General features: G+C 59.5%; 12 protein-coding genes. 11 read left to right on the forward strand and 1 reads right to left on the reverse strand.

The features are described 5' to 3' along the window. Positions 1–62: 62 nt before the first annotated feature. From FHT86_RS21010 to FHT86_RS21050, 9 genes are all read left to right on the forward strand, one after another. A complete protein-coding gene (locus tag FHT86_RS21010) occupies positions 63–1,559 on the forward strand; it encodes an ABC transporter substrate-binding protein (RefSeq protein WP_133709415.1) in 1,497 nt (498 codons plus the stop codon). 38 nt (positions 1,560–1,597) lie between these two features. Further along, complete coding sequence (locus FHT86_RS21015; RefSeq protein ID WP_133709416.1) at positions 1,598–2,755, forward strand: M20 family metallopeptidase; 1,158 nt, start codon at positions 1,598–1,600, stop codon at positions 2,753–2,755. 46 nt (positions 2,756–2,801) lie between these two features. Beyond that, positions 2,802–3,569: a TSUP family transporter gene (locus FHT86_RS21020; RefSeq protein ID WP_133709417.1), complete on the forward strand. Its 768-nt coding sequence runs from the start codon at positions 2,802–2,804 to the stop codon at positions 3,567–3,569. Between the two features lie 270 nt (positions 3,570–3,839). Continuing rightward, positions 3,840–4,724, forward strand: coding sequence for an AraC family transcriptional regulator (locus FHT86_RS21025; RefSeq protein WP_133709418.1), 885 nt, complete (start codon positions 3,840–3,842; stop codon positions 4,722–4,724). A 206-nt stretch (positions 4,725–4,930) separates the two neighbouring features. Next, the gene (locus tag FHT86_RS21030; RefSeq protein WP_133709419.1) at positions 4,931–6,016 is read left to right on the forward strand and encodes a sugar ABC transporter substrate-binding protein; all 1,086 of its coding nucleotides are present in this window, start codon (positions 4,931–4,933) and stop codon (positions 6,014–6,016) included. A gap of 91 nt (positions 6,017–6,107) precedes the next feature. Next, the gene (locus tag FHT86_RS21035; RefSeq protein ID WP_133709420.1) at positions 6,108–6,929 is read left to right on the forward strand and encodes an ATP-binding cassette domain-containing protein; all 822 of its coding nucleotides are present in this window, start codon (positions 6,108–6,110) and stop codon (positions 6,927–6,929) included. Next, positions 6,926–8,176, forward strand: a complete 1,251-nt coding sequence (locus FHT86_RS21040; protein WP_133709421.1) for a sugar ABC transporter permease — start codon at positions 6,926–6,928, stop codon at positions 8,174–8,176. The genes FHT86_RS21035 and FHT86_RS21040 overlap by 4 nt, the downstream gene beginning before the upstream one ends. A 25-nt stretch (positions 8,177–8,201) precedes the next feature. Next, positions 8,202–8,930 (forward strand): SDR family oxidoreductase, encoded by a 729-nt coding sequence (locus tag FHT86_RS21045; RefSeq protein WP_133709422.1) that lies wholly within the window; start codon positions 8,202–8,204, stop codon positions 8,928–8,930. Positions 8,931–8,932: 2 nt separating this feature from the next. Continuing rightward, positions 8,933–10,567 carry an FGGY-family carbohydrate kinase gene (locus tag FHT86_RS21050; protein ID WP_133709423.1) on the forward strand — a complete coding sequence of 545 codons (1,635 nt, stop codon included), beginning with the start codon at positions 8,933–8,935 and terminating at the stop codon, positions 10,565–10,567. A gap of 107 nt (positions 10,568–10,674) precedes the next feature. Here FHT86_RS21050 and FHT86_RS21055 read toward each other — a convergent pair whose 3' ends face one another. Continuing rightward, the gene (locus tag FHT86_RS21055) at positions 10,675–11,076 is read right to left on the reverse strand and encodes a hypothetical protein (RefSeq protein ID WP_133709424.1); all 402 of its coding nucleotides are present in this window, start codon (positions 11,074–11,076) and stop codon (positions 10,675–10,677) included. Between the two features lie 741 nt (positions 11,077–11,817). On the opposite strand from FHT86_RS21055, the gene FHT86_RS21060 reads away from it, so the two are divergent. Together FHT86_RS21060 and FHT86_RS21065 are read left to right on the forward strand one after the other, a co-directional pair. After that, on the forward strand, positions 11,818–12,078 hold the full coding sequence (locus FHT86_RS21060; RefSeq protein ID WP_133709425.1) for a glycine zipper family protein: 261 nt from the start codon (positions 11,818–11,820) through the stop codon (positions 12,076–12,078). A 330-nt stretch (positions 12,079–12,408) separates the two neighbouring features. Next, the gene (locus tag FHT86_RS21065) at positions 12,409–13,956 is read left to right on the forward strand and encodes an AbgT family transporter (protein WP_133709426.1); all 1,548 of its coding nucleotides are present in this window, start codon (positions 12,409–12,411) and stop codon (positions 13,954–13,956) included. The last annotated feature ends 8 nt before the right edge of the window (positions 13,957–13,964 follow it).

The following is a 13,964-nucleotide window of genomic DNA, read 5'->3' on the forward strand; positions in this document are numbered from 1 at the left end:
CGGGTAAGGGTGTTGCGAGATTTCGGGATGCAATTCGCGCTATAAAAGAGGGGTACTAGACTATGCATTTCAGGTTTTTATCTGCAGCCGCCCTTGCCTTGGGCCTTCTGGCATCGGCAGCCTATGCCCAGTCGACGAAGGATACGCTGACCATAGACCTTCCGAACGACGCGGCGACGCTCGATCCGCATCTGCAATGGGACACAGACAGCTATAGCGTCTATCGCAATATCTTCGACAATCTCATCACTCGTGACGCCTCGGGTACGATCGTGCCGCAGATCGCGACGTCCTGGAAATATCTCGACGATAAAACCCTCGAATTTCAAATCCGCGACGATGTAACCTTCCAGGACGGCAGCAAGCTGACGGCAGACGATGTCGCCTACAGCATCAACCGCATTATCGATCCAGCCTTGAAGAGCCCGCAATTGTCGCAGTTCAACCAGATCGACAAGGCCGAGGCGACCAGCCCGACCGTCGTGAAGATGACGACGAAGTCGCCCTATCCAGCCTTGCTTGCCCAGCTCGTCAAGCTTTCCATCGTGCCGAAGGCCTATGTCGAGAAGGTGGGCGCTCAGGAATTCAATCAAAAGCCTATGGGCAGCGGCCCCTACAAGCTCGTGCAATGGCAGAAGGGCGTGCAGACCGAGTTGCAGGCCAACGACCACTATTGGCGCGCAAAGCCGCCATTCGAACATGTCTTCTTTCGTGCCGTGCCCGACGTGTCGACCCGTCTCGCCGACCTGAAGACCGGCAAGGCGGACCTCGTTCGCGATCTTCCCTCCGATCAGGCGATTGAGCTGAAGAGCGATCAGGATGCGCAGGTGCTGTCGGTTCCGACCGAGCGTGTCGGCTATATCTATATCAACGCCCAGGCTGGGGCGACGAAGGACGTCCGCGTGCGCCAGGCAATCGCCTATGCGATTGACCGGCAGACGCTGATCGACGCGCTGCTGCAGGGCTTCGGGTCTCCGGTTAACATCCTCGGCGCGCAACCGATCTTCGGCTTTACCGACAAGGTCGAAGGCTATCCTTTCGATCCGGACAAGGCGCGCGCCTTGATCAAGGAAGCGGGTGCCGAAGGGGCGAAGATCGAGTTCCTGACCTCGCCGGCCTATGACCGCTCGATGGTGGAAGCCATCCAGCAGATGTTGAACGACGTCGGCCTTAGCACGGAAATCACCTCGCTCGATCAGGCGACGTTCCTGAAGCGCCGTCAAGGTGACGCGAAGGACGCCGGCAGCGTCGCGCTGGGCCGTTGGTCCTGCGCCTGCCAGGACGCGGATGGCATCATCTTCCCGCTCTTTCGCACCGGCAGCAGTTGGGCGAAATACAGCAATCCGCAATTCGACACCCTCGTCGACTCCGCTCGCTCAACGCTCGACAACGGCAAGCGGCTGGCGGACTACCAGAAAGCCTACGAGATCCTGAGGGAGGATGTGCCCGGCATCGGCCTTTACCAGAGCGATGCTGTCTACGGCGCCAATAGCCATCTGAAATGGCAGCCGAGCCCCAACGAAGCCATGTTCGTCATGGACATGAGCTGGCAGCAGTAAGCAGGGCGGCGGCCTGATTTCTGAATTGGATACCCTCCATGACCCTCGACATTTCCCCTGATGATATCGACCAGGCGGCGCTGCTTGCAGAATTGCGGCACTGGGTAGAACTGGAAACCCATACGCCGGATGCGGATGCCGTGAACCGGCTGGCCGACCGCGTCGAGGAGATCGCCAAGGCCGGCGGTCTTCTGACGGAGCGGACGCCGGGCACGATGGGCTTTGGCGATATTCTGGCCGTGCGCTCGCCGCGCCCGGCGGGCAGCAACGAGAAGAGCACGCTCATCCTTGCCCATCTCGACACGGTTCATGCGGCCGGCACGATCAAAGACAAGCTGCCCTGGCGACAGGAGGGCGATCGTCTCTATGGGCCTGGCATCTACGACATGAAGGCGGGCGCGCTGATGGCATTGGAGGCGATGAAGCTCGCGGTCCGGCATGGCTCCGGCCCCAAGCTCCCGGTCGATCTGCTCTTCATGCCGGACGAGGAGATGGGCAGCGTCAGCTCCCGCGCGCTGATCGAAACCTATGGCCGCAATGCCCGCTATGCACTGGTGGTCGAGCCCGCTCGTGACGGCGGCAAGATCGTCGTCGCGCGCAAAGGTGTCGCCATGTACGACATCATTGTGCGCGGCCGCGCCTCTCATGCGGGCAGCAAGCCACAGGATGGCCGAAGCGCGATTCGTGCCGCCGCGCGGTTGGTGCTCGAACTCGAAGCATTAAACGATCCCGTGCGTGGCATAACAGTGACCGTGGGAACTATCCGCGGCGGAACGGGTCGCAATACCGTGCCGGCGGAATGTCGCATGCAGGTCGACGCGCGCCTGCCCGACGACCAGGCGGCGTTGGAAATCCTCGGCAAGATCGAGGCCGTGAAGCCGGTCGATCCGGATATCACCGTCGAGGTCACCGGAGGCCTCAGCCGGCCACCCTTCGCGCAGTCGGAAAGCGGCAGGCAGCTGTTCGACCATGCGGCAGAGATCGCCGCCGAACTTGGCATCACGTTGGAAGGCGTCAGCACCGGAGGAGGCTCGGACGGCAACTTCACCGCTGCTCTTGGCGTCGCGACGCTCGACGGCCTGGGAGCTGACGGTGCCGGTGCCCATACGTTCGATGAATATATTCATGTCAGCAGCGTAGCGCCGCGCACGGCAATGCTTGCCAACCTGATGCTGACACTCGACGGAAAAGCCTGATGCCGCTGCAGCAGATCGAGGGCGTATTCCCAGGTGCTGTCGAACAATGACATCGGTTGAAATTCTCGGCTTCGTGCTGATGGCTGGTGTGGCAGCTTATGTGCAGACATTGACCGGCTTTGCCTTCGGCCTGCTGCTGATGGGCGGTGTCGGTCTCACGGCCGTCATGCCGCTGCGCGATGCGGCCGTTGTGACGGGCATACTGACGCTGGTCAACGCAACGATCATGATGATGAAGGGCTGGCGCGACGTATTGGGCAAGGAATTCATTCTTGTGTTGTGCAGCAGCCTGCCGACGCTGGTGGCGGGCTATTTCCTGCTCGATCATCTCGCTAACAACGGGTTGATCTATCTGCGCATCATCCTCGGCGTCATCATTATCGTCTCCTCCCTGCAGCTTGTTCTCCCGCCCAAGAAGGAGCAACAGGAGGCGACGAATTCCTCCTTCGTCCTCTATGGGGCCTTCTCCGGTATCATGAGCGGACTTTTCTCCACGAGCGGACCGCCGCTGGTCTATCATTTCTACCGCCAGCCGCTGCCGCTCGCCGCCATCCGTGAGACGCTGGTCGCAATCTTCGCGCTGAACGCACTGATCCGTCTTCTCGTCGTCATCGCGGACGACACCTTTCCAGAGCGCCATTATTGGCCGGCTTTTTCAGCCGTCGTCACCGTTGCTATCGGCACCCAACTGGCCAGACGCCTGCCGCCACCCTTGCCGCCCAAGGTCCTGAAGCTAATCGTCTTCCTTCTGCTTTGCGCCTCCGGCGTATCGCTTGCGCTGCCGGTAATTCCGAAGGCGATTGGGTGGAGCTAGGACATCTCTCCATACCTGCGACCCCCTGGCTGCACAGAGACAAGAAACGCAGACCAGCAACTATTCATTGCGGACGACTGCCTTCTGCTACTATGCGATCGAACAACAAATCGCCGCAGAATTGTCAAAAAAGTATCAGTCTGACGTCGATGGCGTAGTAGCGGCCGTTAATGTCCACGCGTAAAGTCTCATCGTCGGAAAAGATCGATGGCCTCTGGGAGGAGGTGCTGGCGCCGGAGAAATCCAGCCGAGTGCGGGCAGGAGGGCTACATGAATCCAGATTTGGAAGTGGTCGCAATCGGCAGCGCCGAGTCCTTCAAGGCATGGGAACACGGCTATCCCTACCGTACGGTCCGCTGGCATTTCCACCCTGAATATGAAATCCATCATGTCGTCGCAACGACCGGACAATATTTTGTCGGCGATTTCATCGGTGAATTCGAGCCGGGAAACCTTGTGCTTACGGGGCCCAACCTGCCGCACAATTGGGTAAGTGACGTGCCGCCTGGCACATGCCTGCCGCTACGCTGCCGGGTCCTTCAATTTTCGGAATCCTTCTTTGCTGACGCGAACAGGGTTTTTCCAGAACTTTCCGGATGTATCGACATTCTGGAGATGAGCCGCCGCGGCGTGCAGTTCACGCAGGAAACGGCGGCGCTCGTCGGGCCGATCCTCGGTGAGTTGGTCGAAGCCAAGGGAATTCGCCGCATCGAGCTTTTTATGAACGTGCTCAATGCCTTAAGCTGTGCCCAGTCTGCCTGTACTCTCGCCAGCACCCGCTATCATCCCGATCCTTCGGGTTTCATGTCGGCTGGCGTGAACCAGGCGCTCGCCTATATCAACACGCATCTGACGGAGCCGTTCAGCGAAGCCGATCTCGCGGAGTTGACCGGCCAGAGCCCGAGCTCGTTTTCACGCAGCTTCCGCCGACATACCGGCATGGCGCTCGTTCAATACGTCAACCGGCTGCGGATCAATTTCGCCTGCCACCTGCTGATGAGCGAAGCTGAAATGTCGATCACCGACATCTGCTTTGCCGCCGGCTTCAACAATATCTCGAACTTCAATCGTCGTTTTCTGGATCAGAAGGGCATGGCGCCCTCACGCTTCAGAACATTGCTGGCACAGAACGTAAGAGCGGTGGAGGCCGCGTAAAACAAGGAGGACCGGGAGGAGAGACCAGACAATCGGGGGCAAGAAAAACCGGGCACGAAAATGACCCGAAGGGAAACCCTTGTCCGCAAATCAGCCCGATAAGCATGGCCACAGACCTGCTTGGGCGGCTGCACAGCAAAGCATCGAGCTCAGCATGTGGGCCTGAGGCTTCATCAACAACTATCATTTGGAGCGGAGGAAATCCAATGACCCAATTCGCACTAAAACTGGCAAGCGCTGCAACACTCGCCATCGGCCTTCTAAGCGGCACGTCCGCATTTGCCCAATCCGCGAAGGTGACGGACGCAACGGTCGCGTTCCTGATGCCCGACCAGAGCTCGACGCGCTACGAGGAGCATGACTACCCGGGTTTCCAGGCGGAAATGAAGAAGCTCTGTGCCGGCTGCAAGGTGATCTACCAGAATGCAAATGGTGACGCTTCACGTCAGCAGCAGCAATTCAACTCCGCGATTTCCCAGGGCGCAAAGGCAATCGTGCTCGATCCGGTTGACTCGACGACGGCGGCATCTCTCGTCAAGATGGCGCAGAGTCAGGGGGTCAAGGTTATTGCCTATGACCGTCCGATCCCATCGGCCGCAGCCGACTATTACGTTTCCTTCAACAACGAGGAAATCGGCAAGATGATTGCCAAATCGCTAGTCGATCATCTGAAGGCGAAGAACGTGAAGGCCGGCGATGGCGGCCTTCTGGAGATCAATGGTTCGCCGACCGATGCGGCGGCAGGCCTGATCAAGAAGGGCATCCATGCTGGGCTCGCCGAAGGCGGCTATCCGGTGCTTGCCGAGTTCGATACGCCGGAATGGGCGCCGCCGAAGGCACAGCAATGGGCAAGCGGCCAGATCACCCGCTTCGGCAAGAAGATCCTGGGCGTTGTCGCAGCCAATGACGGTACCGGTGGTGCAGCCGTTGCAGCCTTCAAGGCGGCTGGCGTCGATCCGGTGCCGCCGGTCACCGGCAATGACGCGACAATCGCCGGCCTGCAGCTCATCATTGCCGGCGACCAATACAACACCATCTCCAAGCCGAGCGAGATCGTTGCCGCGGCAGCGGCAAATGTCGCGATGCAGTTGCTGTCGGGAGAAACGCCGAAGGCCGATACAAAGCTCTTCGACACGCCGACGCAACTCTTCGTACCGGCGCTCGTTACCGCCGAGAACCTGAAGGCCGAGATCATCGACAAGCAGATCAACGACAAGCCGATCCAAACTGCAGAGCAGCTTTGCGGAGATCGTTATGCGGACGGCTGCAAGAAGCTCGGCATCGGCAACTGATCTATCCTCCCGCCAATTCCTCCGGCCGCCCGAGAGCGGCCGGAGGAGCGGAACTCATCCTGCTCCGTTCATATAGAAAGGCTCACGAAACATGACTGACGCTTCCGACCAAACAGCCGCGACAGGCGAGTTGGTGCTCAGCCTGCGGGGCGTCTCCAAACATTTCGGTGCCGTGTCGGCGCTGACGGATATCGATCTCGACGTGCATGCGGGCGAAGTGGTCGCCCTCGTCGGCGACAACGGCGCCGGCAAGTCGACGCTCGTCAAGATCCTTGCCGGCGTTCATCAGCCGAGTGCTGGTACGATCACCTTTCGTGGTTCCAAAGTAACGCTGAGCGACCCCAGCGCCGCCTTGCATCTGGGCATAGCCACGGTCTTCCAGGATCTGGCGCTCTGCGAAAATCTGGATGTCGTCGCCAATATCTTCCTCGGGCGGGAACTTAGCCCGCTGAAACTGGACGAAACCGCAATGGAGGTCCGCGCCTGGACGCTGTTGAACGAGCTTTCGGCCCGCATTCCGAGTGTCCGCATTCCGATCGCATCGCTCTCCGGCGGGCAGCGCCAGACGGTGGCGATCGCGCGGTCACTGCTTCTGGAGCCGAAACTTATCCTGCTCGACGAGCCTACGGCCGCCCTTGGCGTTGCCCAGACGGCCGAGGTTCTGAACCTCATCGAGCGCGTTCGCGACCGTGGCCTCGGGGTCGTCATGATCAGCCATAACATGGAAGACGTCCGGGCCGTGGCGGATCGTATCGTCGTGTTGCGGCTCGGCCGGAACAACGGAATCTTCTATCCTGACGCTTCCAACCAGGAACTGGTCAGCGCCATCACCGGCGCCACCGAAAATGCAGTTTCACGCCGCGCCGGCCGCCGTCAGGCACAGCAGCAGATAGGGCAGGAGGGTCAGATATGACCAGCGACATCAAACAGGCGGGGACGCTTCTCGATCGCAGCGATATTCGCGTCAAACATGAAGCCGGCCTCAGCGGCACGATCCGTTCGTCGATCGACAAGGTGCGCTCGGGCGATCTCGGTTCGCTGCCGGTGATCGTCGGCCTGGTGATCATCTGGACTGTCTTCGGAACCCTCAACCCAACCTTTCTTTCGAGCAACAACCTTGCCAACCTCCTCTTCGATGCATCGACGGTCGGCGTCATCTCGCTCGGAATCGTCTGCGTCCTGATGGTGGGGGAGATCGATCTGTCCGTGGGCTCGATCAGCGGCTTTGCTTCCGCCATGGTCGGCATGCTTTGGGTCAATGAGGGTTGGCCGGCGGCCGTTGCCATTGTCGCCGCACTTGTCGTCGGTGGATTGATCGGATCGCTCTACGCATTGCTTTTCAATCGCCTTGGAATGCCGAGCTTCGTTTCGACGCTCGCAGGTCTGCTGGCGGTGCTTGGAATGCAGCTTTACCTGCTTGGCGCCACGGGCTCGATCAACTTGCCCTATGGGTCGGCGATCGTGAACTTCGGTCAGCTTATGGTCATTCCGCGTCCGCTCGCCTATTTCTTTGCGCTGCTTCCCGGCATCGTGATGCTGGTCTCGGGCTATCGTGCGGCTCTGCGCCGCCGCGAGGCCAATCTCTCCTCTCGGTCCATCGGCGGCCTCGTGGCGCGCGCTGTTGCGATCACCGTTGCGCTGGAATTCGTTGCCTTTTATCTCAATCAGGATCGCGGTATCCCGTGGATGTTCGCGCTGTTCGTGGCGCTAGCCATCATCATGAACTATGCGCTGACACGGACCCAGTGGGGCCGGTCGATGGCCGCTGTCGGCGGCAATCGTGAGGCCGCGCGTCGTGCGGGCATCAACGTCCGGCGCATCTACACGAGCGCCTTCGTTCTCTGCGCAATGTTTGCGGCACTTGGCGGCGTGCTCGCGGCGGCGCGTCTCGCATCGGCAAGCCAGCAGGCCGGCACCGGCGACGTCAACCTGAATGCGATCGCAGCCGCCGTCATCGGCGGAACAAGCCTCTTCGGCGGCCGTGGCAGCGCATATTCGGCGCTGCTCGGCATCATTGTCATCCAGTCGATTGCGAGCGGACTGACGATGCTCGATCTGTCCTCGGCCCTTCGCTACATGATTACGGGTGCGGTCCTCGCCATTGCCGTCATCGTTGACTCGCTGGCGCGCCGGTCGAGAGTTTCGCATGGCCGGGCCTGATACAACGACCAAGGTAAGGAATTATATGAGACAGGAACTTTCTGGAAAGGTCGCAGCGATTACCGGGGCTGCCTCGGGGATCGGTCTTGAATGCGCCAAATCGCTATTGCAGGAGGGCGTGAGCGTCGCCCTCATCGACAGAGCCGAGGAGTCTCTGAGGAGCCTGTGTTCCGAACTTGGTCCCGAGGCCTTCCCTCTGGTCATCGACCTCACCAATCCCGCCAGCGTCGCGACCATGATGCCGCAAATATTGGAGAGGTTTGGAAAGCTTGATATCTTCCATGCCAATGCCGGCTCCTATATTGGCGGCGAGGTGGTCGATGGTGATCCTGACGCCTGGGACCGGATGCTGAACTTGAACATCAATGCGGCATTCAGATCGGTCCAGGCCGTATTGCCCCATATGGTTGAGAGGAAGACAGGCGATATCATCATGACCAGCTCCATCGCCGGTCTGGTTCCCGTCGTCTGGGAGCCGATCTATACAGCCTCCAAGCATGCGGTGCAGGCCTTCGTCCATACGGTGCGAAGACAGGTCGCCAAACATGGCATTCGCGTCGGAGCAGTTGCCCCCGGCCCAGTGGTCACGGCCCTGATCAGCGACTGGCCCAAAGCGAAGCTCGATGAAACGATCGCGGCAGGCGGATTGATGGAAGCGACGGAGGTGGCGGAGGCGGTGTTGTTCATGCTGTCCAGGCCTCGCAATGTCACGATCCGCGATCTCGTCATCCTGCCGAACAGCACGGACCTCTGAAGATGACGCAATATTTTATCGGTGTCGACGTCGGTACAGGCAGCACGCGGGCAGGTGTCTTCGACGAGAATGGCGATCTGCTGGCTTCCGCAAAGCGCCCGATTACAATCTGGCATGAGGCCGGCAGCATCGTCGAGCAATCCAGCGAACAGATATGGAAAGCGGTTTGCGGCAGCGTCAAGGAAGCCGTCGCGTCGGCGGGAATCCCGGTTGCTGCCATCGCCGGACTAGGGTTCGACGCAACCTGTTCTCTCGTCGTCGTCAAACCTGACGGCGCGCCGGTTGGCGTCGGTCCGTCCGGTGATCCGGATCGCAACATCATCGTCTGGATGGACCATCGCGCCGCCGGCGAAGCGGCTGAAATCAACAGCGGCGATCACGAGGTTCTGCGCTACGTCGGAGGCAGTATCTCCCCCGAGATGGAAACGCCGAAGCTTCTTTGGCTGAAGCGTAATCTCCCGCAATCCTTCGCCACTGCCGGTCATTTCTTCGATCTCGCGGATTATCTGACCTGGCGTGCGACCGGCTCACTGAGCCGGTCGGTCTGCACCGTCACGTGCAAGTGGACATATCTTGCCCACGAGAAACGGTGGGATGCGGAGTATTTCAAGACTATCGGCCTGGAAGAACTGGCGGCAGAAGGCTTTTCGAGAATCGGCACGGATATTGTCGATCCCGGTACGGCGCTCGCAAACGGGCTCACCGAGGCTGCTGCCCTTGATCTGGGATTGCCGATTGGAACCCCTGTCGGAGCGGCACTGATCGACGCGCACGCGGGCGGCGTCGGCACGCTCGGAGGGGATGGCGCGGACGGCCGATCGAAAGTGCAAAACAGGCTCGCCTATGTCTTCGGCACATCGGCCTGTTCGATGGCCTCCAGCGACAATCCTATCTTTGTAGATGGTGTATGGGGCCCATATTACTCGGCGATGATACCGGGACTCTGGCTGACCGAAGGCGGCCAGTCAGCCGCTGGAGCTGCCATAGATCATCTGGTCACGATGCATCCAGCATCCAACGAGGCGCGTGGGAAGGCGGAGACGACCGGTCTCTCCCTCGTCGCATGGCTTGACGGGCAAGCTACCGAAATGTGTCCCGACTTGGCGCGTGCAGTCGAACTTGCAAAGTCGGTCCATGTAGTTCCGGAATTTCTCGGAAACCGGTCACCCCATGCAGATCCCGACGCCCGTGCGGTTATCGCCGGCGTCGGGCTTGACACCGATATCGCCGACCTGATTTCCCTCTATGTCGCAGGCCTTTGCGGTATAGGCTATGGCCTCAGACAGCTTTTGAAAACGTTGTCAGAAGATGGCATCGAGATCGGTACGATCGTTGCGAGCGGCGGGGCGGCGCAAAGCAATCTTGTGCGACAGCTTCTGGCCGACACGACAAATGCCCCGGTTGCGATTGCCAATACCGAGGAGCCTGTGCTGCTGGGCGCAGCGATGCTGGGGGCTGTTGCCGCGGGGCGCTATCATTCACTGCTGGAAGCGATGAAGGCGATGTCGGCCCTCTCGACAATCTTCTCTCCAGCAGGTGGCACGATCGCAACGCTGCACAAGAACCGCTATCGGGCTTTCGAGCTGCTGCAGTCCGCAGACCGGGAAATCCGCAGGTTCGTCGCAGCGAGTGGATGATGAGCAGCCCGCTGATAAAAGGCACGGTTTAAAAATCGCGGATTGAAATCATTGCGTACTTTTTGAAGTCAACTCGAGTTCATGACACGATTGTCTTGTCAGACATGTCACGAAAGCGGCGAGATCGTCGGAAAGTGGACGCAAAAAAGCGCCGGCGTACAACGCCGAAGCTCGATTTCACTTAGATTTTCGTTGGAACTCAACACGGTGCCGCCCGGGTCACGAAGTTCCTCTAACGACAGCTTGAGGCCTCGGGCGACATCCCTCCGGAAATCATCAGGATACGTCGTCTGCGAGTACGCGGTAGCCGCCATCGCGCCACGCCACGCGGCCTCTCTCCAATTCTCTATCCCGAAACCTACGATGACGGAAGAATACAGATCGCCCACCCCGACCGAATTCTTCGTCTCGGATAGCTGAGCGGGAATGATATCGCTCTCGTTGGTCCTCAGGTTAAAAATGCGACTTCCGCCCCGGTTCTTCTTGAGCAGGATAACGTCGGGGTTCATGCGTCGCGCGTCCGTCAGCATCGGCGCGATATCATCGGATCCCTTGCTCATAAACAGGGGAGAGGACGGCCTTCCTCAACATGACCGGCCGCATCCACCCATCCGCCAACCTTGCCAGGCTATCATGGTCACGGAAAAACCTGTCAAAGGACTCCCGTTTCACGAAGTCATAGGCTCGTCGAGATCCATTCTTTTCCACGCGGATGATTTCGAAAAGACCGGAATCGAAGAAGTCGTTTCTCGTACAGTGGCCTAGGCCGAGTTTGAGGACGAACTATGCCTCTTGAGTCCAGGTGGTGCCTGAACGAAAAGCGCTTGGACCTCCCTCCCTGCGATCGAGCAGGATCCTGTCGAACCCAACCCGCGAAGTGTCTATGTCGAGATATTTCGTGGAAAGCCTGCCATTCAAGCCTGTTTCAATAACGTCCGCCTGGTGGCCGCCGAATACACGGCTTGCCGACCTCAATCGAACGAGATACTGAGATAGCGGACGTACCTCCACCCCTTCGGTGACTGCCGCTATCGCCTAATCGATGCTCTTGAGCGAGAAAATCGCTTTCATGTCATCCGTGGTTCCGTAAATCGGCTCGAACACGTGCTATGCCGCTGCATCTCTTGGAGAAATTTGAACTCAGAGCTTACTTTCTGGATTCTATGCCGATCACAGACCGTCTTCGGCAATCCTATACTCTTTGGGTATAGCGCCATTGGCTTCCCCCACGCGCCACGTGAGGAGACATAATGAAGGGGTTGATTCTGTTCTCATTGGCCGGCTTGGCGTTAGTAAGCTGCACGCCGACGCAACAGGGTGCCGGAATCGGTGCCGCGACTGGTGCTGTCGTTGGCGGCGCGGTCAGGAATGACGTGCGTGGGGCGGCGGTTGGCGCTGCCATCGGCGGAGCCTCGGGTGCCGTGATCGGCAATGTTGCCGGACGGCCGGGCCAGTGCCAGTTCCGGGATCGCAACACCGGTCGCACTTATGTAGCGGCTTGCCCGCGCTGAGATAGTGCGCCGGCCGCCTGCGGCCGCGCAGATTTTGGCTTGCTCCGATGAGAAACGGGCCAGCTTGCTTTTGGCATCGCGGTTCGCAGCCGGCACGGCCGCGGCACGTTTTCAGCTAGTCTTTGAAAAACAATGGAATGGTTGGGGCATTGCATTGAGCCGTGACGGCGATCGATACGTGGCCCATCCGGGCGAGCGTGGGCCGGCACAGCGGATCGCTGTTGCAGACATGACTATCCGTTACTCGACGCCTTTTCAGAACATTCGCTCATTCGAACCTTAATTCTAATGCCTCAGGGCGCAATCCTTTGATTCAATTGGAGGCAGGACATGGCCACTGCCAATGTCACATCAAAGACCACCATGCAGCGGTTTCTCGACGGCGTCGAGAAAGTCGGGAACATGGTTCCACACCCTGTGGTCATCTTCCTGATCCTGATCGGCATCGTCATCGTTCTATCGGCCGTGCTCGGCACCTTCGGCGCGGCGGTCAGCTATGAGCGCATCAATCCCGATACCCACGCGGTTGAGCAGGCATCGACGGCAATACGCAGCCTGCTGAACGTCGAGGGTATCCGCTTCATGTACTCGTCGCTCATTTCCAACTTCATGAGCTTTACCGCTGTGGGACTGATGATTGCTGCAATGATCGGCGCCGGGGTTGCCGAAGAATCCGGCCTTGTCACGGCCCTGATCCGCAAGCTCGTCATTGTTTCTCCGAGCTGGGCGCTGACGTATATTCTCGCTTTCGTGGGTATCCTTGCCAGTATTGCAGCTGATGCCGGTTATCTCGTGCTGATACCGCTCGCCGGCGTCGCTTATTTGGCAGTCGGGCGGCATCCGCTGGCGGGCCTCGCGCTCGGCTTTGCAGCGGTGGCCGGCGCTTTTACGGTGAACATGCTGATCAAGCCACTCGACGCCGTGCTGGTCGAATTCACCAATGACGCTGCTCATCTCGTCGATCCGAACCGGTCGATCGGGCTGGCGTCCAACCTCTGGTTCTCCATCGCTTCGGTGCTGTTCCTGACGGTTATCATTGCATTCATCACCGACCGCATGATCGCGCCGCGGCTCGGCACCTACGATCCGGCCGCTGCCGAAGGTGGCATCCAGAACCAGGGAGCAACGCTTTCCGAGCAGGAATCGCGCGGGCTGCGCTTTGCGCTATTCGGGCTGATTGGCCTCCTCGTCGTCTTCCTGTTCCTGACGCTGCCGAGCGGTGCACCGTTGCGCAATCCGGATACCGGGGAACTGATCGGCAACTCGCCGTTCATGAATGGGCTCATCGCGCTGATCATGCTTATCTTCCTAGTGGCGGGCTGGACCTATGGTATTGGCGCGGGAACACTGAAAACGCTGGCGGAGGTGATCGCGGCGATCGAGAAATCGATCAAGAACATGGGCGGGACGATATTCCTGTTCTTCGTCCTCAGCCAGTTCGTCGCCTATTTCACCTACACCAATATCGGCACGGTCATGGCACTCAGCCTGTCCGGCATACTGCAAACGGCCAATATCGGCGCGCTGCCCCTTCTGATCGGTTTCATCGTCGTGGTCGCGATCATTGATCTGCTGCTAACCGGGGCGATTGCAAAATGGGCGATCTTCGCGCCGGTTTTCGTGCCGCTGCTGATGAAGCTCGGCGTTGAGCCGGAAGCTGTGTTGGCTGCCTACCGCGTCGGGGATTCGCCTATGAACGCGATCACGCCGCTCAACGCCTACTTCGCGCTCGTCGTCGGCTTTGCTCAGAAATACGACAAGTCCGCTGGCGTCGGCACGATCGTGTCGCTTATGCTTCCCTACGTCGTGCTGATTTTCGTGCTGTGGACCGGTCTCTTCGCGGTCTGGAAGGCTATCGGTCTGCCTTGGGGACTGTAACGGCGACC

Origin of the sequence: Rhizobium sp. BK313, from assembly GCF_014193655.1 — a bacterium.
Classification (GTDB): domain Bacteria; phylum Pseudomonadota; class Alphaproteobacteria; order Rhizobiales; family Rhizobiaceae; genus Rhizobium.

Excerpts from the sequence above, each read along its gene's own strand:
- FHT86_RS21020 (WP_133709417.1), top strand. The coding sequence starts at position 2,802 with ATGACATCGGTTGAAATTCTCGGCTTCGTGCTGATGGCTGGTGTGGCA.
- FHT86_RS21065 (WP_133709426.1), top strand. The coding sequence starts at position 12,409 with ATGGCCACTGCCAATGTCACATCAAAGACCACCATGCAGCGGTTTCTC.
- FHT86_RS21015 (WP_133709416.1), top strand. The coding sequence starts at position 1,598 with ATGACCCTCGACATTTCCCCTGATGATATCGACCAGGCGGCGCTGCTT.
- FHT86_RS21010 (WP_133709415.1), top strand. The coding sequence starts at position 63 with ATGCATTTCAGGTTTTTATCTGCAGCCGCCCTTGCCTTGGGCCTTCTG.
- FHT86_RS21030 (WP_133709419.1), top strand. The coding sequence starts at position 4,931 with ATGACCCAATTCGCACTAAAACTGGCAAGCGCTGCAACACTCGCCATC.
- FHT86_RS21060 (WP_133709425.1), top strand. The coding sequence starts at position 11,818 with ATGAAGGGGTTGATTCTGTTCTCATTGGCCGGCTTGGCGTTAGTAAGC.
- FHT86_RS21055 (WP_133709424.1), bottom strand. The coding sequence starts at position 11,076 with ATGAACCCCGACGTTATCCTGCTCAAGAAGAACCGGGGCGGAAGTCGC.
- FHT86_RS21035 (WP_133709420.1), top strand. The coding sequence starts at position 6,108 with ATGACTGACGCTTCCGACCAAACAGCCGCGACAGGCGAGTTGGTGCTC.
- FHT86_RS21040 (WP_133709421.1), top strand. The coding sequence starts at position 6,926 with ATGACCAGCGACATCAAACAGGCGGGGACGCTTCTCGATCGCAGCGAT.
- FHT86_RS21025 (WP_133709418.1), top strand. The coding sequence starts at position 3,840 with ATGAATCCAGATTTGGAAGTGGTCGCAATCGGCAGCGCCGAGTCCTTC.
- FHT86_RS21050 (WP_133709423.1), top strand. The coding sequence starts at position 8,933 with ATGACGCAATATTTTATCGGTGTCGACGTCGGTACAGGCAGCACGCGG.
- FHT86_RS21045 (WP_133709422.1), top strand. The coding sequence starts at position 8,202 with ATGAGACAGGAACTTTCTGGAAAGGTCGCAGCGATTACCGGGGCTGCC.